We start from the raw sequence: 26,645 nt of genomic DNA on the forward strand, positions 1-26,645 counted from the left end.
ACCATCACCAACAACGACCCCACCAACTGCGCCAACACCGTCGAAGACTGCTTCAACTGAGCAACGGTCGACGTACGGCTCGACGCAAAGGGTCCGGCCCCCTGCCACGAAGTGGCAGGGGGCCGGACCGTCGTCGGTGTCAGCTCTGGACGAAGACCGCCACGCTGCGCGCCGGCACGGTGAACGTGCCGCCGGCCCGGTCGAAGGACGCCGTCCGGAGCACCGGGTCGGCGGAGTTCCGCAGCACCGGGTGCAGCGCCACGTTCGCCCCGCGCAGCCCGGTGACGGTCTGCGTCGCCGTCTCCGGGGTGCCGTTGAACACCACGGTGACCGACTTCCACTTCCCGCCCAGCCCGCGGGCGTCCAGGGACATGGTGATGACGCCCGGGGTCTCCCGGTCGCCGGAGAGCGGGAAGGCGACCCGCTTCTGCACCTGGTCGGCGGTGGTCAGCCCGAAGACCGGCGAGGAACGCCGGATGGTGAGCAGCTCCGCGTACCGGGCGTCGGCCAGGTTGATCGCGGCGCAGTCCGGCACCAGCTTCGGGTCGGCCAGCAGCGGCTTCGCGTACGGCCACTTGTCCTTGTTGTCCTGCTCCGGCGGGAGGCCGGCGCCGAAGCCGTTGCCCTGGGCGCAGTCCCAGCGGATCTGGTTGAACCAGTCACCGGAGTTGAAGGAGTTGCGGTCCAGCGACTTCGAGCGCAGCCGCTCCGAGCCGGCCGTCACGAACCCGGTCCCCTGCCCCATCACCACGGTGCTCAGGGCGAGCACCTGCATCCGGGCCCGGTCCTGCGCCGAGGTCCCCTGCGGCAGCTTGTACGCCAGCGCGTCGTACAGGATCTCGTTGTCGTGCGCGTCGACGTAGGTGACCGCCTCGCCCGGCGCCGCCGTGTAGCCGGCCGGCGAGCCGTTGTAGTCCACCTGCGCGCCGGTGACCGGCCGGCCGGACGAGTCGGTGAACCGGTAGCCGCGCAGGTTGCCGGCCAACCCCACCTTGATGAGGTCCTGCTGGTGCAGCAGCCGGGCCTTCTGCTCGGCGGCCGAGCCGTTGACGTCGTCGCCGTTCGGGTCGGTGTAGAGCCCGGACGCGAAGCCCTGGATCCGCGGGTTGCCGTCGAACGGGCCGCCGCCGCGCACCCCGTCGCGGAGCCGGTCGTTGAAGGTGCCGATCCCGGTGCCGGCCATGTTGGCCTGGGTGGCCTGCACGAACCGGGCGTCGTTGGCGACCTCGCCGAAGTTCCAGCCCTCGCCGTAGAGCAGGATCTTCTTCCCGTCCACGCCGTCGCGGGCCGGGGTCAGCCGGTCCAGCGCGGCGCGGACGGCCAGGATGTTCGCCTTCGGGTGGTGGCCCATCAGGTCGAACCGGAAGCCGTCCACCTTGTACGCCCTCGCCCAGGTGACGAGCGAGTCCACCACGAGCTTGCCCATCATGGCGTGCTCCGGGGCGGTGTTGGCGCAGCAGGTCGAGTTGGCGACGGTGCCGTCCTCCAGCAGCCGCTGGTAGTAGCCGGGCACCACCTGGTCGAGCACCGACTTCGGGTCGGTGCCGGCCGCCGAGGTGTGGTTGTAGACGACGTCCATCACCACGCGCAGGCCGGCCTGGTTGATCCCGGCGACCATCTGCCGGAACTCGGTGGTCCGCTTCGCCCCGGCCGGGTCGACGGCGTAGCCGCCCTCCGGCACCGTGTAGTGCAGCGGGTCGTACCCCCAGTTGTAGCCGTCCTTGTCGGCCACCGCCGCGACGCACTTCTGCTGCTCGGCGGAGTCCGGGGGCAGCGCGGCCAGGTCGCAGGCGGGCTGCGCCTGGTCGGCCCGCCGCTCGGGGATGGTGGCGAAGTCGAACGCCGGCAGCAGGTGCAGGTAGTTGACCCCGGCGTCGCCGAGCGCCTTCAGGTGCTTCATTCCGGCGGTGTCCGGGTCGGTGAAGGCGAGGTAGGTGCCCCGCCGCTCGGCCGGCACGGTGGTGTCGGCGATGGAGAAGTCGCGGACCGACACCTCCTGGATCTGAGCCTTCGCCGACGGCACGGCCGTCGGCTTGCGCAGGTTCGCCCAGCCGGCCGGGGCCAGCGCCGGGTCGGCCAGGTCGACGATCTGGCTGTGCGTCGAGTCCGGCGCGAGGGCCAGCGAGTACGGGTCGGTCACCGCGGCGGTGACCACCTTCTGCGCCGCCGGCTGCCACGCCTCGACCTGGTAGCGGTAGTACTTCCCGGTCCAGCCCTTCGTGCCGCGCACCGACCAGACGCCGGTGGTGTCGTTGCGGCTCATCGACACGGTCGTCGGCTCGGCCGCCGGCGAGTCGAAGAGCTGGAGCGAGACCTTCCGGGCGGTGGGCGCCCAGACGGCCAGGGTGGGCACCTTGCCGGCGAACGTCGGGCCGAGCTTCGCGTCGGTCGCGGCCCGGTAGACGTCGTCGAGCACGCCGGGGATCTGCACCCCGGTGGCGCCCAGCAGGTGGCCCTCGGCGTCCCGCTCGGTCACCACGAGCTGGCCGCGCAGCGCCGCGGGCACCCTGGCCAGGTCGGCGCGGTCCAGCGTGAACGCGCGGTAGGCCCAGAGCTGCGGGTACGCCTGCCGCTGGGCCTCGGTCAGCCCGTTGCGCCCCGCCCGCAGCGGCAGCGTGGTGTACGTCCCGGTCAGCTCACCGTCGGCGATGGCGAGCCCGCCGGCCGGGGCGGCCACCAGGGCGTACCGCTTGCCGTCGGTCGGACCGGTCTGCCAGGCCACCGTGGACCGGTCGATCCACTGTGCCTTCTGCTTGGTGATGTCGAGGTCCTTCGCGACGCCGGACGAGGTCGGCGGCAGCAGCCGGCCCTTGACCCCGGCCAGCAGCCAGATCTCGTGCCCGGCGGCGGCGAAGTCCAGCCGCTGGTCGTCGGGCTGGTCCTTCTCGTCGCCCTTGTGCACGATGTAGTTCAGCCCGGTGGCCCCGGCGGCCAGGGGCACCCGGAAGACGGCGCCGTACGCGTCGATCTTCTCCGGCTTCAGCGGGTTGCCCCAGTCGGTCGGGTTGGCGGCGCCGTCCCAGAGGTGCAGGCCCCAGCCGTCGTAGTTCCCGTCCGCCTTGCGCCAGTGGATGACCGCGGTGCTCTGGTCGACCGGCGGGTCGGGCTCGCCGGTGGCGGCCTGCCGGGTCGGGTAGAGGGTGCCGTCGCCCTGCTTGACCCAGACCTCGCCGGTCTGCGTCACGTCGATGGTGCGGTCGTTCGCGACGTCCTTGTTCCCGTCCTTGTCGACCACGAGGAAGCCGACCGACTTGGCGCCCGGCTTCAGCTTGACCCAGGCGAACCGGCCGAAGGAGTCCTCACCCGCGAACGGCTGCCCCTTGGGCCATTCCGTCTGGTAGGCCGGGTCGATGTCACCCCAGGTGTAGAGGCCCCAGTCGGCGTACCCTCCGGCGGGTCGCTGGTAGTGCACGACCGCCCAGTCCCGTGACGCGCTCTGGGCCGGGGTGCCGACGACGCCGGTGGTGCGGGCGGCGGCCACGCGGCCCTTGCCGTCGCGGACCACCGCCTTGTACTCGACCTTCGTCCCGCCGGCCAGGCCGGTCAGGTCGTGGTGGACGGTGTACGGGGCCTTGTGCGCACTGCCCAGCAGGGTCCACTTGCCGCCCGGCACCCGGGCCGCGAAGGTGACCGTCGCGAGGGGGTCGCCGGTGACCTGGGCGGTGACGGTGGCCTTGGTGGCGACCGGGGCGTCGCCCGGCTCGGTGAGGGTGATCATCGGGGCCGCGCCGGCCTGCGGGATCGCCCGGTCGGCCTTGAGCACGACGGCCGACATGGCCGGCACGGTCACGCCCAGCTTGCCGTCGGCGCCGGCGCTCGCGGTGGCCGCGCCGCCGTAGACGCCGGTGAAGGTGGCGCCGGCCGACCAGGTGTCCACGGTGACGGTCTGCGGGGTCGCGGCGTTGTTCACCGCGACGACGTACTCGGTGCGGTCCTTCGGCAGGACGCGGGAGAAGGCGAACACGCCGGGGCCGGCGGCCGCGTACCGGGTGACCTGGATGCCGTCCCGCAGCGCGGGGTGGGCCTGCCGCAGCTCGCCCAGCTCGGCGATGGTCCGGTAGAGCGGGTGGGCGGTGTCGTACTGGTCGCTGGCGTGGGTGCGGGTGGTGCCGATCAGGTCGTCGTCGAGGTAGTCCGCCGTCCTGCTGGCGAACATGTCCTGCCGGGCGTCCTTGTCCCCGCCGGGCCCGGTGAAGCCCTGCTCGTCGCCGGAGTAGACGACCGGCTGGCCCCGGGTGAGGAACATCAGCTGGTGGGCGAGCTGGTCGCGGCGGAGCTGACTGGCGTCGTCGCCGCCGGCGGCCGCGATGAACGAGCCGATCCGGCCCATGTCGTGGTTGCCGAGGAAGGTGGTCAGCCGGTTGGCGTCGGTGTCCCGCGCGGCGTAGAGGTCGTCCTTGGCGTACAGGTCCGCGAGCGCCCTGGCCGAGCCGTCGGCGGCGGTGTAGCCCCGCGCGGCCTCCTGGAAGGAGAAGTCGAGGGTGGCCGGCAGGCCGCCCTGCCGCACGTAGGTCGACTCGATCTCCTGGTCGGCGCTGTAGACCTCGCCGAACATGAAGAAGTCCGGCTTGCCGGCCTTGGCGGCGGCGGCGTCGATGCCCCGGGTGAACTGCGGCCAGAAGTCGAGGTTGGCGTGCTTGACCGTGTCGAGGCGGAAGCCGTCGACGCCGGCCTTCCCGATCCACTGCGCGTAGATGTCGGTCATGCCGCGGACCACCTCGGGACGCTCGGTCCACAGGTCGTCGAGGCCGAAGAAGTCGCCGTACTCGCTGTTCTCACCGGCGAAGGTGGAGTCGCCCCGGTTGTGGTACATGGTCGGGTCGTTCAGCCAGGAGGGCACCTTGACCGTGGCGTCGGCCGCGTTGGCGAAGGTCGGGGTGTACGGGAAGGACTCCTTGTCCACCTGCGGGAACGCCCGGGTGCCGTCGGCATAGTTGCGGTCCTCGAAGGCCCGTCCCTGCGCGTCGGTGTAGGGGCTCGTCTTCTTGTCGACGTAGCCGTACTTGTCCTCGGCGTAGCGGATGACGTCCGCGGTGTGGTTGACGATGATGTCCAGGTAGACCTTGATGCCCCGCTGGTGGGCGAGGCCGACCAGCTTCTTCAGCTCCGCGTTGGTGCCGAAGTGCGGGTCGACCTGGGTGAAGTCGGTGATCCAGTAGCCGTGGTAACCGGCGGAGACGTCGGCGCCGGTGCCCTGCACGGGCCGGTTCTTGAAGATCGGGGCGAGCCAGATGGCGGTGGTGCCGAGGCCCTGGATGTAGTCCATCTTGTCGATGACCCCCTTGAGGTCACCGCCGTGGTAGAAGCCCTTGTCCGCGGGGTCCAGGCCGGTGCTGAGCCGGTCGCCGGCCAGCCCGCCGGTGTCGTTGCGCTTGTCGCCGTTGGCGAAGCGGTCCGGCAGGACGAAGTAGAACTGCTCGGCCTTCGCGCTGTTGTTGCCGGCCTTGAGCAGCGCCTCGGCGGACGGTTCGCGGCTCCACTGCGGGGCGTTCGCGGCGGCCAGCACGTCGGGGGTGGCGGGGCGGTCGCTGCCGTCGGCACCCAGCTGGTGGAGGGCCACCGGCACGCCGACGAGGGTGAGCACGAGGGAGGAGGCCAAGGCTGCGAGCGCCTTGCGGGATATCGGCGGGGGTTTCATCGACGGCCTTTCTCTGGTCGCTGATTCGCCCGCACGCTAGCTCTCGCCGAAACATTCTGCAATACCTTGCAAACGAAGTCGCAACAAAGCAGCCGTCTTGCGAAACACGGCAACGCGCCGGTCGCCGAGGGTGACCCGGGAGGCCGAGGATCAGAGGCCGGAGCAGGCGGCGCCGTCGACCGCGCAGCTCGTGGGCCGGGTCGTCCCCGTCTGCTCGAAGTGGAACTGCAGCGCCACCGACGCCCCGGGCGCCAGGGCCACCCCGCTGCGGTAGGTGAAGACGCCGTCGGTGAAGTCGCCGCTGCCCTGCTCCGCGCCGCTCACCCAGGCGGTCACGAGACGGCCCCGAGGGAAGGTCAGCCGCACCGTCCAGCCCCGCGCCGTGCCGGCGGTGTTGACCAGCCGCACCTCACCGATGAATCCGCCGTCGAAGCTGCTCACCACCCCGTACCGGCCGGTCACCGGCGGGGCGGGCGGCGGTGGGGCGGGCCGGCCGCCGGGGCTGCTGCCCGTGGCCGTGCCGGCCGGCCGGTTCGGCGTGGGTCGGGCGGGCAGCACGGTCGACCGGGGGGACAGCCCGGGGACCACCGGCCCGGCGGCGGACGTGGGCGGCCGGGTGGCCTGGCCGGGGATGGCGGGGCTGGTGGCCGGCACCTCGGGCAGCGACATCGTCGGGGCCGGCGGCGGTGTCTCGGCGAACGTCCGCCGCCCGCGCACCGAGCCCAGCGCCACGACCAGCAGCACCACCATGACGATCACACCGATCGAGACGATGATCCAGGGCGAGGAGGCGATGGCGGCGCCGGATGACGGGCGTACGCGTCGTGTGCCGGACATGCCCCTCCCCTGTCGGTCCCCGTCGGGCGAGCGTAACGACCACGAGCGCTGTCCGCCCGGTGGAGCCCGACCGGTGCGCGCCTCAGCCGATCACGCAGGCCGCGCCGTTGACCGTGCACTGGCCCGGCTGGTCACCGGTGCCCGTGCGGCCGAACCGCATCCGCACCGTGGCGGTCTGCCCGGCCGGCAGCGGCCCGGTGCCGCGCAGCACGAACACCCCGCTGCCCTGGGTGCTGACCGACACCCCGGAGGTGGACGAGGCCTCGATGGTCTTCACGTTGCCGGTGAAGAGCAGCTCGACCCTCCAGCCCTGCCCGCCATCCGAGCCGTTGACCACGGTCAGCCGGGCCTCGAACCCGCTGCGGTCGCTGGCGGTGGCCTCGTACCGTGCGGTCACCGCACCCTGCGCGACCCCCCGGGTCGAGGCGGTGGGCCGCGGCGTCGCCGATCGGGACGCGCCGGCCGAGGGCGAGGCGGTCGCGCTGGGCGACGGCGTCGCCGATCCGGGCGCGTCGGTGGCGCCGCCGGTCGGCGGCGCGGAGGTGGTGGCGTCGACCCCGAGGGTCGGGAGGTACATCGGCGGGGCGGGCGCCGGCACCGGCTGGCGTTCCTCCCCGCGCAGCGAGAGCAGAGCGATCACCAGCAGGCCGACGATCAGGCCGACGCCGAGCAGCACCACGATCCACGGCACCGACGTGAGCACCCGCGGCGCCGCCGGCGCCTCGGCCGGCTCGGCTGGCCCGCCGCTCATCACATGCCCCCCTCGTGTCACCCGACGCGCCAGCGTAGCCAGGGTGCGCCGCGTCGCGCAGCGCGCCCGGTGCGATCCGACCGTCCGGGCACCCCGGACGCGCGAAACGGACGATCATGCGCGGCGGATCGGCCCTCGCCGGCCGGTCCACGGACACGACCCGCACTCGACACGTCGCACCGCGTCGTCGGCTACGCTGTCCGGGCTCAGCTATCGGAGCTCCTAAATGGTTCAGATCCGGGCAAGGACGCGCACATCCGCCCGCACTGTCCATCATGGAGCGCCGCCCCGACGTGCACCCGCCCCACCACCCCCGGTCGGCGCCCGGCCGCCGACGACCCCGCCCCGCCCCGACAACCCCTCCCTCCCCCACTCGGAGCAGCTCCATGCAGATTGCCAGCGCGCCAACCGGGCTCATCCGCAAGTCCCTCGGCACCGGCGCCCTGTTGGTGTTCAGCGCCACCGCCTCCTCCCCGATGGCCGTGCTCGCCGGTGCGATCGTTGCCACGTACGCCTCGACCGGCGTCACCGGCACACCGCTCGGCTTCCTCGTGATCGCGGCCGCCCTGCTCTTCTTCTCCGTCGGCTACCTGGCCATGGCCCGCTACGTCTCCAGCGCCGGCGTCTTCTACGCGGCCCTGGCGGCCGGCTTCGGGCGGTTCTGGGGCGTGGTCGCCGCGCCCGTCGTGCTGCTCGGCTACAACGCCATCCAGATCTGTTTGTACGGGCTGCTCGGCGCGGTCGTCAGCGGCAGCCTCGGCGGCGCCTGGTGGGCCTGGGCGCTGCTCGCCTGGGCCGGGGTGGCCCTGGTCGGCGTGCTGAAGGCGCGGATCAGCGTCGGCCTGCTGGGCGCGGTGCTGGCCGTCGAGGTCGCGGTGATCCTGCTCTTCGTGCTCACCTCGTTCACCCACCCGGCCGGCGGTTCGGTGAGCTTCGCGCCGCTGGACCCCGGCAACCTGCTGGTTCCCGGCATCGGTGGTGTCGTCGCGTTCTGCGCGGCCTCGTTCGTGGGCTACGAGTCGGCCGCCGTCTACTCCGAGGAGTCCCGGTCGCCGCAGGCGGTGTCCCGGGCGGCCTACTCGGCGCTGATCCTGCTGGGCGTCCTCTACGCGCTCGCCGCCTGGGCCATGGCCGTGGCCGTGGGCCCGGACCAGGTCGTCGACCGGTCCCGCGACCCGAACGCCGGGCTGCCGTTCTCGATCCTGGAGGCGAACGCCAGTCCCATGCTCGGCAGCGTCGCGACCATCCTGGTGGTGACCAGCGTCTTCGCTGCGATGATCAGCTTCCACAACTCGATCGCCCGGTACGCCTTCAGCCTCGGCCGGGAACGGGTGCTGCCCGCGGTGTTCGAGCGGGTCGGCCGGGGTGGCGCGCCGGTCGCCGGGTCGGTGCTCCAGTCGGCGATCGCCCTGCCGGTCATCCTGGTCTTCGCGCTGACCGGCGCCGATCCGGTCGCCATCATGTTCAGCTGGCTCTCCGGCGTCGCGGCCATCGCGGTGCTGCTCATGATGGCGGTCACCTCGATCGCGGCGATCGCCTTCTTCCGCCGGGGCGGCGGCGGCGACGAGAGCGCCTGGCAGCGCACGGTCGCGCCGGCCATCGGCGCGGCGCTGGTCGGCGCGGCCCTGCTCACCACGCTGGTCAACCTCTCCGCCGTGCTCGGGGCGCCGCCGGGCTCCACCACGAAGTGGCTGGTCCCCGGCGCGGTGGCGGCCGCTGCGGCGGTGGGCCTGGTCTGGGCGGCGGTCATCCGGGCCACCCACCCCGAGGTGCTGGACAACGTCGGGCAGGGCCAGCCGCGCCCGCTCGCGGTCATCGAGCAGGACCTGGTCGGCCGTTCCCTGTAGGACGGCCCGTACGCGCGACGGCCCGCCCCCGACACCCGGGGGCGGGCCGTCGGCCCGTTCAACGCCGGCGCCGGCCCCCGACCGTCCCGGCCAGCGCGGCCTTGCGCTCCTGGCCGGTCATCACCAGCTCGTTGAGGCGCTGCAACCAGCGCCAGGCCGGGTGGACCTGGTGCTCCGGGCTGAGCGGGAGCCAGCTGCGGTACTCCACGCCCCCGCCGCTGTAGTGCGGGCAGGTGGAGTGCACCACGACCTGCTCGTGCGCCCGCGCCGGGCGTTCGACCACCAGCAGGTTGTCGTCGGACATGACCACCAGGCTGCGCCCGGGGATGCCCATCCCGCCGGCGCCGGGCAGCGCGCCGCCGGCCTCGTCGCCGCTGCCGAGCAGGGTCGACACGGACACCCCGACGTAGCGCGCCTCGGCCGGCATCGGCTCGCCGGCCTGGGTCATCTGGGCGACCGGGTCGAAGACCCCGCCGCCGGCCAGGTAGCCCTCGGCGATCTCGCACAGCTCGGCGAGCAGCGCCGGCAGGTCCTGCACGTCGCTGCCGTCCCGGAACAGGCGGGAGGCCGCCTTGATCTCGTAGTAGGGCCGGCGCGGGTCGGCGAACCGGGGGTCGAGGCTGGCGTAGAGGAAGACCAGCGCGTGCGGCCCGACCGGCTTGGTCCGGCGCAGGTCCCAGTAGTGCGAGGCGTGCAGCGCGTTCGCGTACTGCACCCGGTGCACCACCGCCTGCCGGATCTGGTGGTGGACGGCCTGGTTCGAGTAGCCGTCGGCGCTCGCCCCGGGCGCGTCGCCCGCGGACCAGCTCGCCGGGGCCGGCCCGGCGGCGCCGTACCCGGCGGCGCCCGGCGCGCCGTAGCCGCCCGGCGTGACCGGGTGCGCCGACGCGGGGGCCCCGTAGGTCGGCGCCGCCGCGGCGCCCAGCCCGGACCCGCGGAAGGCAGCGCCGTGGCCCGGAGGCTCGGGCGGGGCGAACCGGTGTGCGGCGGTCGGGCCCCCGAAACCGCCGGCCGTCGCCGGGCTGCCGAAGCCGCCGGGCGCCACCGGACCGCCGAAGCTGCCGGGGGTCGCCGGGGCTCCGTACGCCGGGTCGAAGTTCGCCGTGGCGACCGGGTCGCGGTAGCCGGGTGCCGGAGCGGCGCCGAAGCCACCGGTGGAGCCCGCGCCGCCGGGGTGCCGGGTCTCGGCCGGTCCGAAGCCGCCGGCCGTCGCCGTCGCCGGGTGGTCCGGGCCCGTGGCGAAGCCTCCGGCAGCCGGGACGCCGTAGCCGCGCGCCGGCGGGGCGGGCGCGCCGTGGACCGGGCCGGCCGGAACGCCGTGGCCGGGCCCGCCCGGGGCCGGCGCGCCACCGGAGAGCCGGTGGCTCCCCCACCGCGCGGGCGGCCGGACCGGCGGTGCCGGCGGGTACGCCGGCCGGTCGGGGCCACTGCCGCGGAGGTCCTCATAGGACGGATGCGGCAGCGGCGACGGAGGTTCGTGCGACACGTGGCAGCTCCTGGCTAGCGGGAATTCGCCCGGCCGATGATTTCACTGAGTGCACGGGTTATCAACTGTCAGCGAGCATTCTCCGGGGCGCCCGCTGCTGACTGCACACTCAGTCCGTCCCGACCGTCCACAGCCGCATCGAGCGGATGACCAGCGGTTTCCGCCCGAGCAGTGCGTCGATTATGGACAATTGGTGGCCAATTTCGTAACGCTTGCCCGCTCTCCGTGACTCATGGTCCACTCTGTGCGCTGTGCACCGTGACGACGAGGGAGCGCCGTGTTGTCAGCCGACCCAGGCCGTGACGGATCCGTCACCCGCCCCGAGGAGCTCCTCGCCGAACTCGCCGCGGTCCGCTCGGCCGCGGTGGCCGGCCGGGAGACACACGTCGGCTTCCCGGTCGCCACCGACATCGACTACAGCCCGCTCGCGCCGCTGTTCGGCTCGCTGCTGAACAACATCGGCGACCCGTGGACCGACCCGGCCGGCGCCAACCACACGAAACGCTACGAGCGGGAGGTGCTGGACTGGTTCGCCGACCTCTTCCAGGCCCCGGTCGACGACCGCTGGGGCTACCTCACCTCCGGCGGCACCGAGGGCAACCTCTACGCGCTCTACCTGGCCCGGGCCCGGTTCCCCAGGGCGCTGGTCTACCACTCCGCCGACGCCCACTACTCGCTGCCCAAGTGCGTCGACATCCTCGGCCTCGACTCGGTGGTGGTCCGCGCCGACGAGCGCGGCGAGATGGACTACGACGACCTGGCCCGGATGGTCGACCGGCACCGGGACCGGCCGGCCATCGTGGTGGCCACCTGCGGCACCACGATGACCGAGGCCGCCGACGACGTACCCCGGATCCGGCGCCTGCTCGCCCGCACGCCGGTCCGCCACCACCTGCACGTCGACGGGGCGCTGGCCGGGGTCCCGCTGGCCCTGGCCGACGGGCGGACCACGCTGCGGCTGGACGCCACCGTGGACAGCATCTCCATCTCCGGCTACAAGTTCCTCGGCACCCCGGTGCCGTGCGGGGTGGTGCTGACCCGCCGCACCCTGCAGCAGCAGCTCGCCCAGTCCCCCAACTACACCGGCACGGTGGACACGACGATCAGCGGCTCGCGCAGCGGCCACCCGGCCCTGCTGCTCTGGTACGTGATCCGCAGCCTCGGCCACGACGGCCTGCGGCAGCGCGCCGAGCGGGCCCGCGAGCTGGCCGCGTACGCGGTGCGGCGACTCAACGAGGTGGGCTGGCCGGCCTGGCGGCACGAGCACGCCTTCACCGTGGTCTTCCCCACCCCGTCCCCGGCCGTGACGGCGAAGTGGGTGCTGGCCAGCAGCGCCGGCCGGAGTCACCTGATCTGCATGCCCGGCGTCACCCGGGAGGCCGTCGACGCCTTCGTGGCCGACGTGGCGACCGGCGGCCCGCTCGTCGACGCGCTGCCCCGGCAGCGGGAGCGGCAGGCCCTGGTCCGCTGAGCCGCCGCGGGCACCCGGTCCGGGCGCGGTCAGGCGGTGCGGATGACGGTGCAGATGGCCGGGCCGTCGTCGGTGGACCGCAGCAGGTAGCGGTAGCGCTCGCCGGGCACGGCCCGGCCCTGGCTGTCCAGGAACTCCCAGCGCACCGCCACCTCGGTGAGCAGCGCGGAGACCTGCTGCACGTCCTCGATCTCCGCGTTGGCCGCGACCAGTTCCCGCTCCTGGTAGTCGGGTGCCGCCCCGACGAAACTGAGCGCCACGGCCGCCGGCGAGGTGAACGAGAAGCTGTACGTGTCGGCGACCACCAGCCCCGGCAGCGCGTAGCAGCCGGCGATGGCGGGCACGTCGGCGGTGGTCAGCGCCACGCCGTACCGGTCGAAGAAGTCGGTGAGCGTGTCGAGGTCCGTGGAAGCCGTCACGCCGCTCTCCATTTCCGGCCGGCGGGCCCGGCAAACCTGGTCAGCGGGGCGGGATGCGTACCTCGATCTCCGCGCCGAGCTGGGCGCCGTCCGTGAGGTCGAGGTCGTCGCCGCTCCAGAACCGGCCCGGGTCGTACCAGTTGGGCCGCCGACCGGCGGGGAGCAGCCCCATCGCCTCGTAGGTCACGGCCACCACCTCCGCGCAGTACGCGGTCTCCAGCGCCCGGTCCCGGACCGGCACGCCGCCACCGTCGGCGATGGAGGGTCGGCCGCGGCGCAGGTTCGGCACCCGGCCCCGGGCCCAGCGCCAGGCGAGCTGCGCCGTGGACGGGAACGGGGTGCCGTCGAGGCGCGCCACGGTCCGCAGCACCGCCTCCTCCATCGTGGTGTCCGCCGGCGGTTCGAGCTGGCGCAGCCAGGCCCGCTGGCCGTACCGGTTGGCCCAGACGCAGACCGCGTCCCGCAGGTCGTGCAGCTGCACGCCACGCTGGTGGGTGCCGGTCCACATGTCCGGCAGCGAGCGGCCCAGCTCGGCGTGCCACATCAGCGGCGGCATGTCGTCGAGCACCACGGCCATGCCCACGTGGTTGACTGGGCTGTTGGTGGTGAGCTGGATGGCGCGGTCCGGCACGCTGCGCCCGCGGAAGACCCACAGGTCGCCGGTGCGGGTCAGCTCGACCGCCTCGTCCAGGCTGATGCTCATGGAGGACTACCCTATGCCGAAGCGGCAACGGATGCGCTGGTGGAAACTGCTCGGGCTGGCCGGCCTCGCCGGCGTGGCGGCGACCGGTGTGGTCGTGGCCCGGGCGGAACGGCGGCGCCGGGCGTACACCCCGGAGGAGATCCGGGGCCGGCTGCGCGAGCGGCACGCGAAGGCCGGCGACCGGCCGTCCTGACCCGGCCGGGAGCTCACCGGTCGGTGCGGCACACCGCTTCGTCCAGGGCCTCGGGGGTACGACCGACCAGCGCGCTGCCGTCGTCGAGCAGCAGGATCGGGCGCTGGATGAGCTCGGGGTGCGCCACCATCGCGGCCACCCAGCGCGGCTCGGTGGCGTCGTCCCGGGGCCAGTCCGCCATGCCCAGCTCGGTCGCGGCGGGCTCGCCGGTGCGGCAGATGTCCCACGCCCGGGCCTCCAGCCGGCGCAGCACCTCGGTCAGCTCCTCCGCGCTCGGCGGCTCCGCGAGGTACGCCCGCAGCCGGTAGGGCACCCGCGCCTCGTCCAGCGAGGCCCGGGCCGTGGCGCACTTCGAGCACGCCGGGTTGTGCCAGATCTCCATGCCCGACATGGTGGCACGCCCACTGCGAAGCCTGAGGGGGCAGCGGACCGGCCCTGATGAGCCCTCCGTCCGCTCCGCAGCGGTGGCGAGATGATCCGGTGTTCCTCACCCGGATCCTGGCGAGATTCCGTTTGCTGCGAACGGAAACTCGCCAAGATCTCGAATGCCCTCACGTCACCGCCGCGCCAAGCTGTCCGTTTTCCGCACCCTTCGCTCCGAGGATCGGCCGGGACGTGATCGCGGGCGACGCGCCGGCATCGGTGGAACGCTGTGGACGTTTCCGCGCGTCGGTGACCTGCACAGCGTTCCACCGACGCGGCCCGCGGCCTCTGCGTTCCCGGGCGCTGATCGGCGTCTGCGCGCCCTGGGGTGGCTGTCGGTTTCGTGCGGTCGGGATGTGGGGTCGGTGTCCGGTTTCGGCCACGGCGTCCCGTGGTCGGCGCCACCGCCGGGCCGGAATCATGCCGGGGGCCGGGTCGTTGTACATGGCAGACCGCACGCAGCCCGCCCCTCGGGTGAGGCAGCCCCGGCCGGAATGACCTGCCGGCGCCGGTCGTTACATCCCCCGGCACCACCGCACCACCGCGTCGGGCTGGTCGTGGGAATGACCTGCCGGCCCCGGTCGTTACATCTCCCGGACCGCGCACCACCGGTCCGAGCCGGTGAGCCAGGGAATCATCCCGGGGCCCCGGCGGTTACATCTCCCGGACCGTGCACCACCGGTCCGCACCGGGTTGAGCCAGGGAATGACCCCCGGGCCCCGGTCGTTACATCTCCCCGGGACGTCGGATCAGGCCGAGGGAATCACTTCCCCGCCGCCGATGGTTACACCCCCGGACCGCCCGAGCAGATCCCCCCGATCGCCGGGCACCCCGAAGACTTCTCCCAGCGGCACCCGCACCCCTTTTGCGGGTGTGCCGTGAACCCCCGACAGAGAGGCACTCATCATGCGTACCAATCTGCTGCGGAACACCGTCCTGACCGCTGCCGGTATCGCCGCCACCGCCGGTGGGATCGCCGGCCCCGCGATCGCCGCGCACGCCGCCCCCGCCGAGAACACCACCAAGGCCGTCGCCGACCGCAAGGGTCACGGCGAGCGGGAGCTGGACGTCCGCTACGAGGCCCAGCCCAACTTCTACTACTGCGGCCCCGCCGCCACCCGTAACGCCATCAGCGTCCTCGGCAAGAACATCGACGTCGACGCCATGGCCAAGGAGATGGGCACCACCGAGGCCGGCACCAACAGCATCAACGACATCACCCCCGTCCTGAACAAGGAGACCGGCAAGACCTACCGGTCGGTGGAAATCAAGGACGGCAAGGCCGACGACAAGCAGACCGACACCCTGCGCGCCGACATCGTGCGCACCGTCGACGACGGCCGCGCCGTGGTCGCCAACATCGCCGGCACCGCCACCGACACCGACGGCAACACCCACTCCTTCGAAGGCGGCCACTACATCAGCGTCGTGGGCTACCGCGACAACGGGAAGACCGTCACCATCGCCGACTCCGCCGACCCGAACATGGCCTCCTACCGGATGAGCGTGGACAACCTCGCCGACTGGATCGCCACCCGCGGCTACTCGGCGTCCTGATCCACAGCGCCAACCACGAAAGGGCCCGACCCCACCAGGGGTCGGGCCCTTTCGGCGTCCGGTCAGCGGTCGCCGGCGTGCACGGGCTCGTCGGCCTCGGCGGGCACCTCGGCCGACTCCAGGTGCCGGGCGCGGCGGCGCAACCACCAGGTGCTGGCCAGGCCGGCGAGCACCGCGAGGGCCAGCCCGGCCCAGGAGATGTCCTTGAGCCAGTGCTCGGCCGCCCGGCCCACCGAGAAGAGCAGGTAGGTGGTGCCGAACGCCCAGACGAGGCCGCCGGCCGCGTTGGCCAGCAGGAACCGGCGGTACGGCACGTGCAGCGCCCCGGCCAGCGGGCCGGCGAGGATGCGGAGCAGGGCGACGAACCGCCCGAAGAAGACCGCCCAGACACCGTGCCGGGCGAAGCTCTGTTCGGCGCGGGCGAGCTGCGCCGGGCCGAGGTGTTTGGGGAAGCGCCGGCCCAGCCGTTGGAGCAGCGGCCGCCCGCCGCGGCGGCCCACGGCGTATCCGACGGAGTCGCCGATGATGGCGCCGGCGGCGGCTGCGGTGGCCACCCACTCGGGTTCGACCACGCCGGTGGCGGCGAGCAGGGCGGAGCTGACCAGCACGATCTCGCCGGGGAGCGGGATGCCCATGCTCTCCACGCCGATCACCCCGGCGACGATCAGGTAGAGCACGCCCGGGGGCAGCGCGGAGAGCCAGTGCTGGACGTCGACCACCCCCGAACCCTACCCGCGGAGGCTCAGTCGACGGGGGCGAGGAACTCCAGCCGGTTGCCGTGCGGGTCGTACGTGTGGAACCGGCGCATGCCGGGAATCTCGTCGTCGCCCCAGGTCACGGGGTGTCCGGCGGCGTCGAGCCGGGCGGCCAGCCCGTCGAGGTCGGGGCGGAGCAGCGCCGGGTGCGCCTTGCGGGCGGGTCGGAAGTCGTCCTCGACGCCGAGGTGCAGCTCCGCGCCGTACCCGGTGAACCAGCAGCCACCGCGGGCGGCGAGGGCCAGCGGTTTGGCCTTCTCGACCAGGCCGAGCAGGCCGGCGTAGAACGCCCGCGAGGTTTCCTCGGAGTCGCGTGGGCAGGCGAGCAGGACGTGATGGATCATGGTGGCACCTCCTCGTCCCGAACCCTGGCACGAGGTTGCGCGAATAGCAAGACGGACGTACGGTTTTGTTGAGACCGGCGCGGGTAAGTGTTGCCTAACCACGGCGGCGCCCCGGCCGGTGCGACAAACTGCTCAGGACTACTCACGGTCGCTGGTGTGAAGGAGTACGACGTGGCGAGCCTCGACACCTTCGGTGCGAAGACCCAGCTACGCGTCGGAGACGCGAGCTACGAGATTTTCAGGATCGACAAGGTGGAGGGCCACGACCGGCTGCCCTACAGCTTGAAGATCCTGCTGGAGAACCTGCTGCGGACCGAGGACGGCGCGAACATCACGGCCGACCACATCCAGCAGCTCGGCGCGTGGGACCCCACCGCCGACCCGAGCGTGGAGATCCAGTTCACCCCGGCGCGGGTGCTGATGCAGGACTTCACCGGCGTGCCCTGCGTCGTGGACCTGGCCACCATGCGCGAGGCCGTCCGCGACCTCGGCGGCGACGCCACCAAGGTGAACCCGCTCGCCCCGGCCGAGCTGGTCATCGACCACTCGGTCATCGCCGACCTGTTCGGCCGCGAGGACGCCTTCGAGCGCAACGTCGAGCTGGAGTACGAGCGCAACAAGGAGCGCTACCAGTTCCTGCGCTGGGGCCAGACCGCGTTCAACGAGTTCAAGGTCGTCCCGCCGGGCACCGGCATCGTGCACCAGGTCAACATCGAGTACCTGGCCCGCACGGTCATGGAGCGCAACGGCCAGGCGTACCCGGACACCGTGGTCGGCACCGACTCGCACACCACCATGGTCAACGGCCTGGGCGTGCTGGGCTGGGGCGTCGGCGGCATCGAGGCCGAGGCCGCGATGCTCGGCCAGCCGGTCAGCATGCTGATCCCCCGGGTCGTCGGCTTCAAGCTCTCCGGCGAGATGCCGGCCGGCACCACCGCCACCGACCTGGTGCTCACCATCACCGAGATGCTCCGCAAGCACGGCGTGGTCGGCAAGTTCGTCGAGTTCTACGGCCCGGGCGTGAGCGCGGTGCCGCTGGCCAACCGGGCCACCATCGGCAACATGTCCCCGGAGTACGGCTCCACCGTGGCGATCTTCCCGATCGACGCCGAGACCGTCCGCTACCTGGAGCTGACCGGCCGCGACGCGCAGCAGGTCGCGCTGGTCGAGGCGTACGCCAAGGAGCAGGGCCTCTGGCACGACCCGGAGCGCGAGCCGCAGTACTCGGAGCGGCTGGAGCTGGACCTCAGCACCATCGAGCCGTCCCTGGCCGGCCCGAAGCGCCCGCAGGACCGGGTGCCGCTGGGCTCCGCCAAGACGCTGTTCCGTTCGGCGCTCACCGACTACGTCGCCGACGACTCCACCGGCGAGCGCGAGCTCAAGCCGGGCGTCGCCCGTGAGCAGCTGCCGCGCGGCGCCAACGGCCCGGCCGACGAGGCCAGCGCCGAGTCCTTCCCGGCCAGCGACCCGCCGGCCAACGAGTTCAGCGACCCGGCCGACGAGCCGCGCGACCTGGAGACCGCCGCGGCGGGCGCCGGTGGCCGCGCCACCAACCCGGTCCGGGTGACCAGCGCCGACGGCGTCGAGTACGAGCTGGACCACGGCGCCGTGGTGATCGCCGCGATCACCTCCTGCACCAACACGTCGAACCCGCAGGTCATGATCGGTGCCGCGCTGCTGGCCCGGAACGCGGTGGACAAGGGCCTGTCCCGCAAGCCGTGGGTGAAGACCACCCTGGCCCCGGGCTCCAAGGTCGTCATGGACTACTACGACCGCGCCGGCCTGACGCCCTACCTGGAGAAGCTCGGCTTCAACCTGGTCGGCTACGGCTGCACCACCTGCATCGGCAACTCCGGCCCGCTGCCGGAGGAGGTCTCCGCCGCGGTCAACGAGGGTGACCTGGCCGTCGTCTCGGTGCTCTCCGGCAACCGCAACTTCGAGGGCCGGATCAACCCGGACGTCAAGATGAACTACCTGGCGTCCCCGCCGCTGGTGGTCGCGTACGCGCTCGCCGGCACCATGGACATCGACCTGGCCAACGAGCCGCTCGGTGAGGACTCCGAGGGCAACCCGGTGTTCCTGCGGGACATCTGGCCGAACAGCGCCGAGATCCAGGACGTCATCGCCTCGGCGATCGGCGCCACCGGCTTCAGCGCCGCGTACGCCGACGTGTTCGCCGGTGACGAGCGCTGGCAGTCGCTGCCGACCCCGACCGGCGACACCTTCGCCTGGGCCGGCGACTCGACGTACGTGCGCAAGCCCCCGTACTTCGAGGGCATGGAGCGCGACCCGAAGCCGGTGCGGGACATCGCCGACGCGCGGGTGCTGGCCAAGCTGGGCGACTCGGTGACCACCGACCACATCTCCCCGGCCGGCTCGATCAAGGCGGACTCCCCCGCCGGCAAGTACCTCGCCGAGCACGGCGTGGCGCGGCACGAGTTCAACTCGTACGGCTCCCGCCGGGGCAACCACGAGGTGATGATCCGCGGCACCTTCGCCAACATCCGGCTGCGCAACCAGCTGGTCCCGGGCGTCGAGGGCGGCTTCACGGTCAACCACCTGACCGGCGAGCAGACCTCGATCTACGACGCCTCGATGGCGTACCAGGAGGCGGGCGTCCCGCTGGTCATCCTGGCCGGCAAGGAGTACGGCTCCGGCTCGTCCCGCGACTGGGCGGCCAAGGGCACCATGCTCCTCGGGGTGAAGGCGGTCATCGCCGAGTCGTACGAGCGGATCCACCGCTCGAACCTGATCGGCATGGGCGTCCTGCCGCTGCAGTTCCCGGTCGACACCACCGCCGAGTCGCTCGGCCTGACCGGCACGGAGACCTTCTCGATCAGCGGCGTCACCGCGCTCAACGAGGGCGACACCCCGCGCACCGTCAAGGTCACCACCGACACCGGCGTGGAGTTCGACGCCGTGGTCCGCATCGACACCCCTGGTGAGGCGGACTACTACCGGCACGGCGGCATCCTGCAGTACGTGCTGCGTCGCATGATCGCCAGCTGACGTCGTTCAGCTGAGGAGGGCCCCTTCCCGCAAACGCGGGGAGGGGCCCTCCGGCGTTTCTGCTCCGGCGCTCAACGTCCCCTGGTCAGATCTTGGAGATTTTCTGTTCGCACGGAACGGAAACTGTCCAAGATCTCGAACGCCCGAACGCGGCCCGCTGGTCATCGCAGCCTCAGCGCGACCGCGCGGGCCTCCTCGTCGGACAGCGGCAGGAACCAGAGGAAGCGCCCGGCCGGGGCCACGGTACGGAGGAACGAGCGGCCCGATCGGTCCGGGCACGACCGGGCGGGCCGGTGGCCTGCCGGTCACGGCGTCGCGGTTTCCAGCACCTTCTTGAGCAGGGCGAGGTCGGCACTGACGAGCCCGGCGTCCCGGTCGAACTCGGCGTCGGTCATCCCCGGCGAGCGGCGCACGGTGAAGACCACCTCGCAGCCGTCGCCGTCCGCGATGGCCCGCAGCGGCACGTACACCGTCTCGCCGGAGGGCGTCACCACCTCGTGGTCGAGCACGCCGTACTCGTTGGGCGGGGCGAAGGTGACGCGCGCCCGGCCCTCCGGTGTCTCGACGAACCACTCGCCGTCCTCGCGCACCACGGAGCTGCCCAGGCCGGGCGCCCAGCGGGACAGGTTGCGGGGGTCGGAGACGAACGCGTAGACCTCGGCGGCCGGCCGGTCGATGTGCACGCTCAGGTGCCGCGATTCCGTGGACATCGCCCCATCATGGCAGTGACCAGGCGCGGCTGACCCGTACCCGGAAGCCCCCGGCAGGCGCCGGGGGCTTCCGCGTCTCTCCGGAGAGGACGACCGCGCCGTCAGGCGCTCGTGAGGATGACCAGTTGCTGCGTCGCCCGGGTCATCGCGACGTAGCGGTCGACCGCTCCTTCGATGCCGGTCCCGAACGCCTCCGGGTCGACGAGGACGACCAGGTCGAATTCGAGCCCCTTGGCCAGCTCCGGGGTCAGCGAACGGACCCGGGGCGTCGCCGGGAACGTGGGGTCGCCGATGACGCAGGCCGTCCCCTCGGCGTGCGCGGCCAGCCAGGTGTCGAGGATCGAGCCCAGGTCGGCAACGGATCCGTGTACGACGGGTACGCCGCCGCGGATGGAGGTCGGCACGTTGGCGTCCGGGAGCACGGCCCGGATGACCGGCTCGGCTTCCGCCATGACCTCCTTCGGCGTCCGGTAGTTGACGGTCAGGGACGCCAGGTTGATCCGGTCGAGCCCGATCCGCTCCAGCCGTTCCTGCCACGACTCGGTGAACCCGTGCCGGGCCTGGGCACGGTCCCCCACGATGGTGAAGCTCCGGGACGGGCAGCGGAGCAGCAGCATCTGCCACTCCGCGTCGGTCAGTTCCTGAGCCTCGTCCACCACGATGTGCGCGAACGGGCCGGCGAGCCGGTCCGGGTCGGCGCTGGGCAGTGCGGCCTCGTCGACCAGGGCGTCGCGCAGGTCCTGCTGGTGCAGCATCGTCAGCAGGCCCTCACCGTCGTCGTAGACGGAGGCCGCGATGAGGTCGTCGACGACCGTGGCCATCCGCGCGCGTTCGGTGACGACCGTGGCTTCGTGCCGGCGGTTGCGTCGTGACGTCTCCGGGTCGCCGAGCCGCTGCCGTGCCGCATCCAGGAGCGGCAGGTCGGAGACCGTCCAGGCCCGGGCGTCGCCGCGTTGCAGCTTCCGGACCTCGTCGAGGCTGAGCCAGGGAGCGCACCGGCGCAGGTACGCGGGGACCGACCACAGGTCGCCGACCAGGTCGGTCGCTTCGAGCAGCGGCCACGCCCGGTGGAGGGTCGTGCGCAGTTCCCGGTTCTGCTCCAGCGACCTGCGGACCAGGTCGTCCGGCTCGTCGCCGTGGTACTTCTCCAGCAGGATCGTGACCAGTTCCGCCCAGATCTCGTCGCGCGCCTCGTTGTGCGGGGTGCCGGGTCCCGGCGCCGCAAACGCCTCGGCCCAGTCGTCGGCGCTCAGCCGGATGTCGGTGTCGCCGGCCGTGACGGTCATCCCCGTGGCCGGCGGCTCCTCGTAGAACCGCACGGCCGCCTCGATGGCCCGCACCAGGTCCGCGGACGACTTCAGGCGCGCCACCTCCGGGTCCGCCTCGATGCTCGCGCCGGCTCCCTCGGGAACGAGGTCCCGCAGCGTGCAGGTCTGCACGTCCTCCTCGCCGAGGCTGGGCAGGACGTCGGCGACGTAGGCCAGGTAGGGCTGGTGCGGGCCGACGAACAGCACGCCGCCCTGGCGGTGACCGAGGCGCGGGTCGGAGTAGAGCAGGTAGGCGGTGCGGTGCAGGGCGACGACGGTCTTCCCGGTGCCCGGCCCGCCGTCGACCACGAGAGCGCCCCGGGACCCGGCCCGGATGATGGCGTCCTGGTCGGCCTGGATGGTGCCGAGCACGTCCCGCATCCGGTTCGACCGGCTGCTGCCCAGGCTGGCGATGAAGGCGGACTGGTCGTCGAGCGCGGCGTGCCCCTCCAGCCCGTCGGGGGTGAACACCTCGTCCCAGTAGTCGATGACGCGGCCGCGGGTCCAGCGGTACCGGCGGCGGCTGGTCAGACCCATCGGGTTGGCGTGGGTCGCCCCGAAGAACGGCTCGGCCGCGGGGGACCGCCAGTCGACCAGCAGCCGGCGGCCCGCGCTGTCCGTGAGGCCGTGCCGTCCGACGTACACGGGCTCGGGGTTGTCGGCACCGACCATGCGCCCGAGGCACAGGTCCAGGCCGAAGCGGCGCAGGGCACGCAGGCGACCGGTCAGCCGGCGGATCTCCATGTCCCGGTCCGACGCCCGGCGGCCCATGCCGCCGGGCGCCCTGCGCTCAGCGTCGAGGCGGTCGGACAGGTCGGCGAGCAACTGCTCCAGGCTTTCCGCGATGGCCGCGAAGTGCTGCTCGTCGCCGGCGATCAACGTCGGGTCGGCCTTGGCGGACAGGTGGTCGGGAATGTCGAACGCGCTGGTGGTCTGAGAACTCAATTCATCAATTCCGATCTGAAGTCGCACGTCGCAACTCCCCCGATGTACGCGGGCACTGGCCTCGGCCAGCGATTCTGCGCCACGAACCGGGTCTTGCCGCAAGACCCCCCTTGCGGTATACCTTGAAAGTGGAGGGGCTTATGCCTTCCTTTAGAATGTGATCGACATCGAGCAAAGGCGTCGATCAGGCGTCGGGCAGCCGCCGGAAACGACCGGCGGGAGCTGCCGATCCGCCAGGCGAATCCGGGCAGCCCCCGCCGATCGACGTGTCGTCAGTCGCCGACGGCGCGGCGGCGCTCCTCACGCAGCTTCATGGCGTACTCCAGCAGCGTGATCAGCACTTCCTTGACCGACTCCCGCTTCCGCGCGTCGCAGAGCACCACCGGCACCTCCGGGTCCAGGTCGAGCGCTCCCTGCACCTCGTCCAGCCGGTACTGCTTGGCGCCCTCGAAGCAGTTCACCGCCACCACGAAGGGCGTGCCCCGCCCCTCGAAGTAGTCGATCGAGGGGAAGCAGTCGGCCAGTCGCCGGGTGTCGGCCAGCACCACCGCCCCGATCGCGCCCAGCGCCAACTCGTCCCAGACGAACCAGAACCGGTCCTGCCCGGGGGTGCCGAACAGGTAGAGCACCAGGTCGTCGCTGAGGGTGATCCGGCCGAAGTCCATGGCCACGGTGGTGGTGGTCTTCTCCTCCACCCCGGACAGGTCGTCGATGCCGATCCCGGTCTCGGTCAGCACCTCCTCCGTCCGCAGCGGCCGGGTCTCGCTGACCGCGCCGACCAGGGTGGTCTTGCCGACGCCGAAACCGCCGGCGATCAGGATCTTGATCGCGGTGGGCAGCGGCGCCGCTCCCGCCGGCCGCTCAGAGCGCCCGTAGTCCATTGATAACCGCCTCGAAAACACTGTCGTCGGGAAGGCCGGCGGGGGTCGCGCGCGGCTCACGGACCTGCACCAGGCTGCGGGCCGCCAGGTCACCCAGGAGGACCCGGACGGTGCCCACCGGTAGGTCGAGATGGGCGGCGATCTCGGCCACGGACTGGATCCGCTGGCAGAGGCCGACGATCGCCACGTGCTCCGGGCCCAGCCCGGACTCCGACCCCACCTCGGCCCGGGTCGCCGTGACCAGGGAGATCAGGTCGAACGTGCCGGTCACCGGGCGGGCCCGGCCACCGGTCACCGCGTAGGGGCGCACCACCGGACCAGCGTGGTCGTCCACCCACTCGTGCTCCGCGGTCTCCCCCTGGCCGGTCATCGCGCCGGATTCTCGCCGAGGGGCTGTTCCCGGGTCGGTGAGGCGACGAACCGGCCGACCCGGGTGACCAGCATGGCCATCTCGTACGCGATCAGGCCGACGTCGGCGTCCTCGGACGCCAGCACGGCCAGGCAGGCGTTGCGGCCGGCCGCGGTGACGAACAGGAACGACGACTGCATCTCGATGATGGTCTGCTGCACCTGACCACCGCCGAACCGCTTGCCCGCGCCACGCGCCAGGCTCTGGATGCCCGCCGCCATCGCCGCCAGGTGCTCGCCGTCGTCCCGGCTCAACCCGCGCGACGAGGCCATCAGCAGTCCGTCGGTGGAGAGCGCCACGGCGTGTTCCGCCTGCTTGACCCGGCCGACCAGGTCGTCCAGCAACCACGTCAGATCCGCGCTCGAAGCCGTCTTCTGCGCCACTCGTCGTCCTCTTCTCCCCCGGCTGGTGTGCCGTGCTCGTCCGGGATCGCCGGATCGGCGTCCCTAGGTCGCCTGACCGTCGCCGGTGTCCGGCGCGCCGGCCTCGTGCGCCCCGCCGAGCAGCCGGGCCGCATCGGTCCGGCCGCGTCGGGTGCCGCTCTGGTAGGAGCTCATCATGCGGCGCACCTGCTCCGGCGGGCGCACCGCGTCGTCGTTCCCGTCGTCGTCCGGAGTGGACGGGTCGTGCCGCAGCTCCGGCGCCAGGCTTGCCTGGCGGACCCGGACCGGGAGGCCGCCGTCGGTCCGGGCCGGCGCCGCCTCGTCGGCCGGCCGCGGGTCGGTGGGCGGGGCGTCCGCCGTCCGGCCCACCGTGGCCTCCGCCGGCGCTGGCTGCCTCTTCCGGGTACGCGCCGGCAGCCCGGACGGGGTGAGCCGGGGCTCGTCCGGTTCGGCCACCGGCGCCGGCGCGGGCTGGTCCGCGCCGTCCTCGGCGGCGTCCGCCGCGCCGGTGTTCTCGGCCACCGCCACGGTGGCGGCCGGCCGGTCACCGGCGGGCCGGGCCGCCGCCCCCTCCGCTCCGGCGGGGGCGGGCGCGGCCGGGGCGGGCTGTCCGGCGCCGACCGGGAAGCCTCCGGAGGTGTTCGGGTCCGGCCCGTCCTGGGTGACCAGCTCGAGCGGGATCAGCACCACGGCCGTCGTCCCGCCGTACGCCGACTCCTTGAGCTGCACCTTCACCCCGTGCCGCTCGGTGAGCCGGCTGACCACGAAGAGGCCGAGCCGGGCGGCGTTGGCGAGGTTCAGCTCGGACCGGTCCACGATGCGCCGGTTCGCGGCGGCCAGCTCCTCGGCGCCCATGCCGAGGCCGCGGTCCTCGATCTCGATGGCGAAGCCGTTGGCCACCATCTGGCCGCGTACCTCGACGGTGGTGTGCGGCGGCGAGAAGGAGAGGCCGTTCTCAATCAACTCGGCCAGCAGGTGGATGACGTCGCCGACGGCCCGGCCGGTCAGCGAGACCGGGCCGAGCGGCCGTACGGTCACCCGGGTGTAGTCCTCGACCTCGGCGACCGCGCCGCGCACCACGTCGACCATCGGCACGTTGCGCCGCCAGGCCCGGCCGGGCGTCGAGCCGGAGAGGACGATCAGGTTCTCCGCGTTGCGCCGCATCCGGGTGGCCAGGTGGTCGACGCGGAACAGGTCCTCCAGCTCCTCGGCGTCGTGCTCCCGGCGTTCCATGGCGTCGAGCAGGGTGAGCTGGCGGTGCACCAGCGCCTGGGTGCGCCGGGCCAGGCTGAGGAAGACCTCGCGGACGTTGCGGCGCAGTTCGGCCTGCTCGACGGCCGTCCGGATGGCGGTCTCCTGCACGGCGTTGAACGCCTTGCCGACCTGCCCGATCTCGTCGTCACCGGTCTGCAGCGGTGGCGCCTCGCGGGCGACGTCCACCTCCTCGCCGTGGCCCAACCGCTCCACCACGCTGGGCAGCCGCTCGTTCGCCAGCCGGAACGCCGCCTCGCGCAGCCGTTCGAGCTGCCGGACCAGCGCCCGGGCGGTGGTGATGGACACGACGATGGACGCGACGACGGCGATCAGGCCGAGGCCGGCGGCGAGCACCAGCCGGACGATGACGCCGATGGCGACCGGGGTGGCCCGGGACACGATGTCCTCACCGCCGGCGAGGATCACCCCGCGCAGGTCCTCCATCGACCGGCTGGCGGCGGCCTGCCAGGCCGCGGCCGTCACCGGCGGGCGCACGTCGCTGCCCTTGGCGGCGAGCACCCGGTCCTGCAGGGCGCGCAGCTGCCGGAACGCCTCCCCCTCGGTCATCTGCTGGTAGCGGGCCCGGTCGGTCGGGGCCAGGTCGCGGGCGGTCCGGTCGGCGAGGAACCACTGGGCGCCGACCAGCCGGGCGAAGGCGGCCTGCTCGGTCACGGTCATCCGGTTGGCCGCCACCGCGCCGCTCAGCAACGCGTCCTGCTGGGACAGCAGCTCACGGGCCCGGTTCAGGTTGATCAGCGCGGCGGTGTCCCGGGCGATCTCGTCGTCGTCCAGACCGCCGAGCGCGTCGAACACCCCGAAGATGGCGTCGACCGCCTCGTTGTACGCGGCCAGCGTCGCGGTCCGGTCGATGGTCTTGCGGCCCACCTCGGCGCGTACCTCGCCGAGCTGCCCGATCTCGGTCCGCAGCTCGGCGATCCGCTGCTCCAGCTCGTCGCTGGCCGGGATCTCGGTGCGCCAGTCCTGCGCGGAGCGCCACAGCGCCGCGGCGCTGTCGTCGGTGCGCTGGCGCTGCGCGACCAGCTCCTGCAACTGGTCCGGGTCGGACTGTCCCAGGTACAGCAGGGACAGCCGCCGCTCGTTCTGGAGCTGGAGCAGCAGCGGGTCGCTCGGCTCGAAGACCCGCGCGTTGAGCGCCTGCACGCCGAGCAGGTTGAAGCCGTCGCGCACGGTCACCCAGGCAGCGAAGGCCCAGAGCGCGATCAGGGACGCCAGCAGCGCGATGATCTTCGTACGGAGATTCGTACTGCGGGAACCCATCACACCGTCCTGGCCCGGTATTCGATCAGTCCGAAATCCGATCGA

21 protein-coding genes are annotated in these 26,645 nt (G+C 72.7%); 5 read left to right on the plus strand and 16 right to left on the minus strand.

The window, feature by feature from the left end; translation table 11 throughout:
* Positions 1 to 139 precede the first annotated feature (139 nt).
* From pulA to IEY96_RS31195, 3 genes are all read right to left on the minus strand, one after another.
* Positions 140 to 5,638, minus strand: a complete 5,499-nt coding sequence (gene pulA, locus IEY96_RS31185; protein WP_189198385.1) for a pullulanase-type alpha-1,6-glucosidase — start codon at positions 5,636 to 5,638, stop codon at positions 140 to 142.
* 150 nt (positions 5,639 to 5,788) lie between these two features.
* On the minus strand, positions 5,789 to 6,475 hold the full coding sequence (locus IEY96_RS31190; RefSeq protein WP_189198386.1) for a cellulose binding domain-containing protein: 687 nt from the start codon (positions 6,473 to 6,475) through the stop codon (positions 5,789 to 5,791).
* 82 nt (positions 6,476 to 6,557) lie between these two features.
* Positions 6,558 to 7,226 (minus strand): cellulose binding domain-containing protein, encoded by a 669-nt coding sequence (locus IEY96_RS31195; protein WP_189198387.1) that lies wholly within the window; start codon positions 7,224 to 7,226, stop codon positions 6,558 to 6,560.
* 386 nt (positions 7,227 to 7,612) lie between these two features.
* Here IEY96_RS31195 and IEY96_RS31200 point away from each other — a divergent pair, with 386 nt between their 5' ends.
* Complete coding sequence (locus IEY96_RS31200) at positions 7,613 to 9,073, plus strand: APC family permease (protein ID WP_189198388.1); 1,461 nt, start codon at positions 7,613 to 7,615, stop codon at positions 9,071 to 9,073.
* A gap of 58 nt (positions 9,074 to 9,131) precedes the next feature.
* On the opposite strand, the gene IEY96_RS31205 is transcribed toward IEY96_RS31200, so the two are convergent.
* Positions 9,132 to 10,559 (minus strand): hypothetical protein, encoded by a 1,428-nt coding sequence (locus IEY96_RS31205; protein ID WP_189198389.1) that lies wholly within the window; start codon positions 10,557 to 10,559, stop codon positions 9,132 to 9,134.
* 280 nt (positions 10,560 to 10,839) lie between these two features.
* Here IEY96_RS31205 and IEY96_RS31210 point away from each other — a divergent pair, with 280 nt between their 5' ends.
* On the plus strand, positions 10,840 to 12,030 hold the full coding sequence (locus IEY96_RS31210; RefSeq protein ID WP_189198390.1) for a histidine decarboxylase: 1,191 nt from the start codon (positions 10,840 to 10,842) through the stop codon (positions 12,028 to 12,030).
* A gap of 29 nt (positions 12,031 to 12,059) precedes the next feature.
* On the opposite strand, the gene IEY96_RS31215 is transcribed toward IEY96_RS31210, so the two are convergent.
* Together IEY96_RS31215 and IEY96_RS31220 are read right to left on the minus strand one after the other, a co-directional pair.
* On the minus strand, positions 12,060 to 12,449 hold the full coding sequence (locus tag IEY96_RS31215; protein WP_189198391.1) for a DUF6841 family protein: 390 nt from the start codon (positions 12,447 to 12,449) through the stop codon (positions 12,060 to 12,062).
* Positions 12,450 to 12,489: 40 nt separating this feature from the next.
* Entirely contained in the window at positions 12,490 to 13,152 is a 663-nt protein-coding gene (locus IEY96_RS31220; protein ID WP_189198392.1) for a hypothetical protein, read from the minus strand.
* On the opposite strand from IEY96_RS31220, the gene IEY96_RS31225 reads away from it, so the two are divergent.
* Complete coding sequence (locus IEY96_RS31225; protein WP_189198444.1) at positions 13,151 to 13,345, plus strand: hypothetical protein; 195 nt, start codon at positions 13,151 to 13,153, stop codon at positions 13,343 to 13,345. The genes IEY96_RS31220 and IEY96_RS31225 overlap by 2 nt on opposite strands.
* Before the next feature lie 13 nt (positions 13,346 to 13,358).
* On the opposite strand, the gene IEY96_RS31230 is transcribed toward IEY96_RS31225, so the two are convergent.
* Together IEY96_RS31230 and IEY96_RS33250 are read right to left on the minus strand one after the other, a co-directional pair.
* Positions 13,359 to 13,727, minus strand: coding sequence for an ArsC/Spx/MgsR family protein (locus tag IEY96_RS31230; RefSeq protein WP_189198393.1), 369 nt, complete (start codon positions 13,725 to 13,727; stop codon positions 13,359 to 13,361).
* 169 nt (positions 13,728 to 13,896) lie between these two features.
* On the minus strand, positions 13,897 to 14,028 hold the full coding sequence (locus IEY96_RS33250; protein ID WP_268247181.1) for a hypothetical protein: 132 nt from the start codon (positions 14,026 to 14,028) through the stop codon (positions 13,897 to 13,899).
* A 646-nt stretch (positions 14,029 to 14,674) separates the two neighbouring features.
* Here IEY96_RS33250 and IEY96_RS31235 point away from each other — a divergent pair.
* On the plus strand, positions 14,675 to 15,325 hold the full coding sequence (locus IEY96_RS31235) for a C39 family peptidase (RefSeq protein ID WP_189198394.1): 651 nt from the start codon (positions 14,675 to 14,677) through the stop codon (positions 15,323 to 15,325).
* Positions 15,326 to 15,387: 62 nt separating this feature from the next.
* Here IEY96_RS31235 and IEY96_RS31240 read toward each other — a convergent pair whose 3' ends face one another.
* Positions 15,388 to 16,044, minus strand: a complete 657-nt coding sequence (locus IEY96_RS31240) for a DedA family protein (protein ID WP_189198395.1) — start codon at positions 16,042 to 16,044, stop codon at positions 15,388 to 15,390.
* Positions 16,045 to 16,067: 23 nt separating this feature from the next.
* Positions 16,068 to 16,424: a VOC family protein gene (locus IEY96_RS31245; protein ID WP_189198396.1), complete on the minus strand. Its 357-nt coding sequence runs from the start codon at positions 16,422 to 16,424 to the stop codon at positions 16,068 to 16,070.
* Positions 16,425 to 16,580: 156 nt separating this feature from the next.
* On the opposite strand from IEY96_RS31245, the gene IEY96_RS31250 reads away from it, so the two are divergent.
* The gene (locus tag IEY96_RS31250; RefSeq protein WP_189198397.1) at positions 16,581 to 19,433 is read left to right on the plus strand and encodes an aconitate hydratase; all 2,853 of its coding nucleotides are present in this window, start codon (positions 16,581 to 16,583) and stop codon (positions 19,431 to 19,433) included.
* A 305-nt stretch (positions 19,434 to 19,738) separates the two neighbouring features.
* On the opposite strand, the gene IEY96_RS31255 is transcribed toward IEY96_RS31250, so the two are convergent.
* The 6 genes from IEY96_RS31255 to IEY96_RS31280 form a co-directional block, all read right to left on the minus strand.
* Positions 19,739 to 20,143, minus strand: a complete 405-nt coding sequence (locus IEY96_RS31255) for an SRPBCC family protein (RefSeq protein WP_189198398.1) — start codon at positions 20,141 to 20,143, stop codon at positions 19,739 to 19,741.
* A gap of 101 nt (positions 20,144 to 20,244) precedes the next feature.
* Positions 20,245 to 22,395: an RNA polymerase recycling motor ATPase HelR gene (gene helR, locus IEY96_RS31260; RefSeq protein ID WP_189198399.1), complete on the minus strand. Its 2,151-nt coding sequence runs from the start codon at positions 22,393 to 22,395 to the stop codon at positions 20,245 to 20,247.
* 272 nt (positions 22,396 to 22,667) lie between these two features.
* Entirely contained in the window at positions 22,668 to 23,276 is a 609-nt protein-coding gene (locus tag IEY96_RS31265) for a GTP-binding protein (protein WP_189198400.1), read from the minus strand.
* Complete coding sequence (locus IEY96_RS31270; protein ID WP_154227676.1) at positions 23,257 to 23,646, minus strand: DUF742 domain-containing protein; 390 nt, start codon at positions 23,644 to 23,646, stop codon at positions 23,257 to 23,259. Before IEY96_RS31270 ends, IEY96_RS31265 begins: the two co-directional genes overlap by 20 nt.
* Positions 23,643 to 24,068: a roadblock/LC7 domain-containing protein gene (locus IEY96_RS31275; protein ID WP_091320827.1), complete on the minus strand. Its 426-nt coding sequence runs from the start codon at positions 24,066 to 24,068 to the stop codon at positions 23,643 to 23,645. The genes IEY96_RS31270 and IEY96_RS31275 overlap by 4 nt, the downstream gene beginning before the upstream one ends.
* A 63-nt stretch (positions 24,069 to 24,131) precedes the next feature.
* Positions 24,132 to 26,600: a nitrate- and nitrite sensing domain-containing protein gene (locus tag IEY96_RS31280; protein ID WP_189198401.1), complete on the minus strand. Its 2,469-nt coding sequence runs from the start codon at positions 26,598 to 26,600 to the stop codon at positions 24,132 to 24,134.
* Between the last annotated feature and the right edge of the window lie 45 nt (positions 26,601 to 26,645).

It is taken from the genome of Micromonospora fulviviridis (assembly GCF_014648395.1).
Classification (GTDB): Bacteria; Actinomycetota; Actinomycetes; order Mycobacteriales; family Micromonosporaceae; genus Micromonospora; species Micromonospora fulviviridis.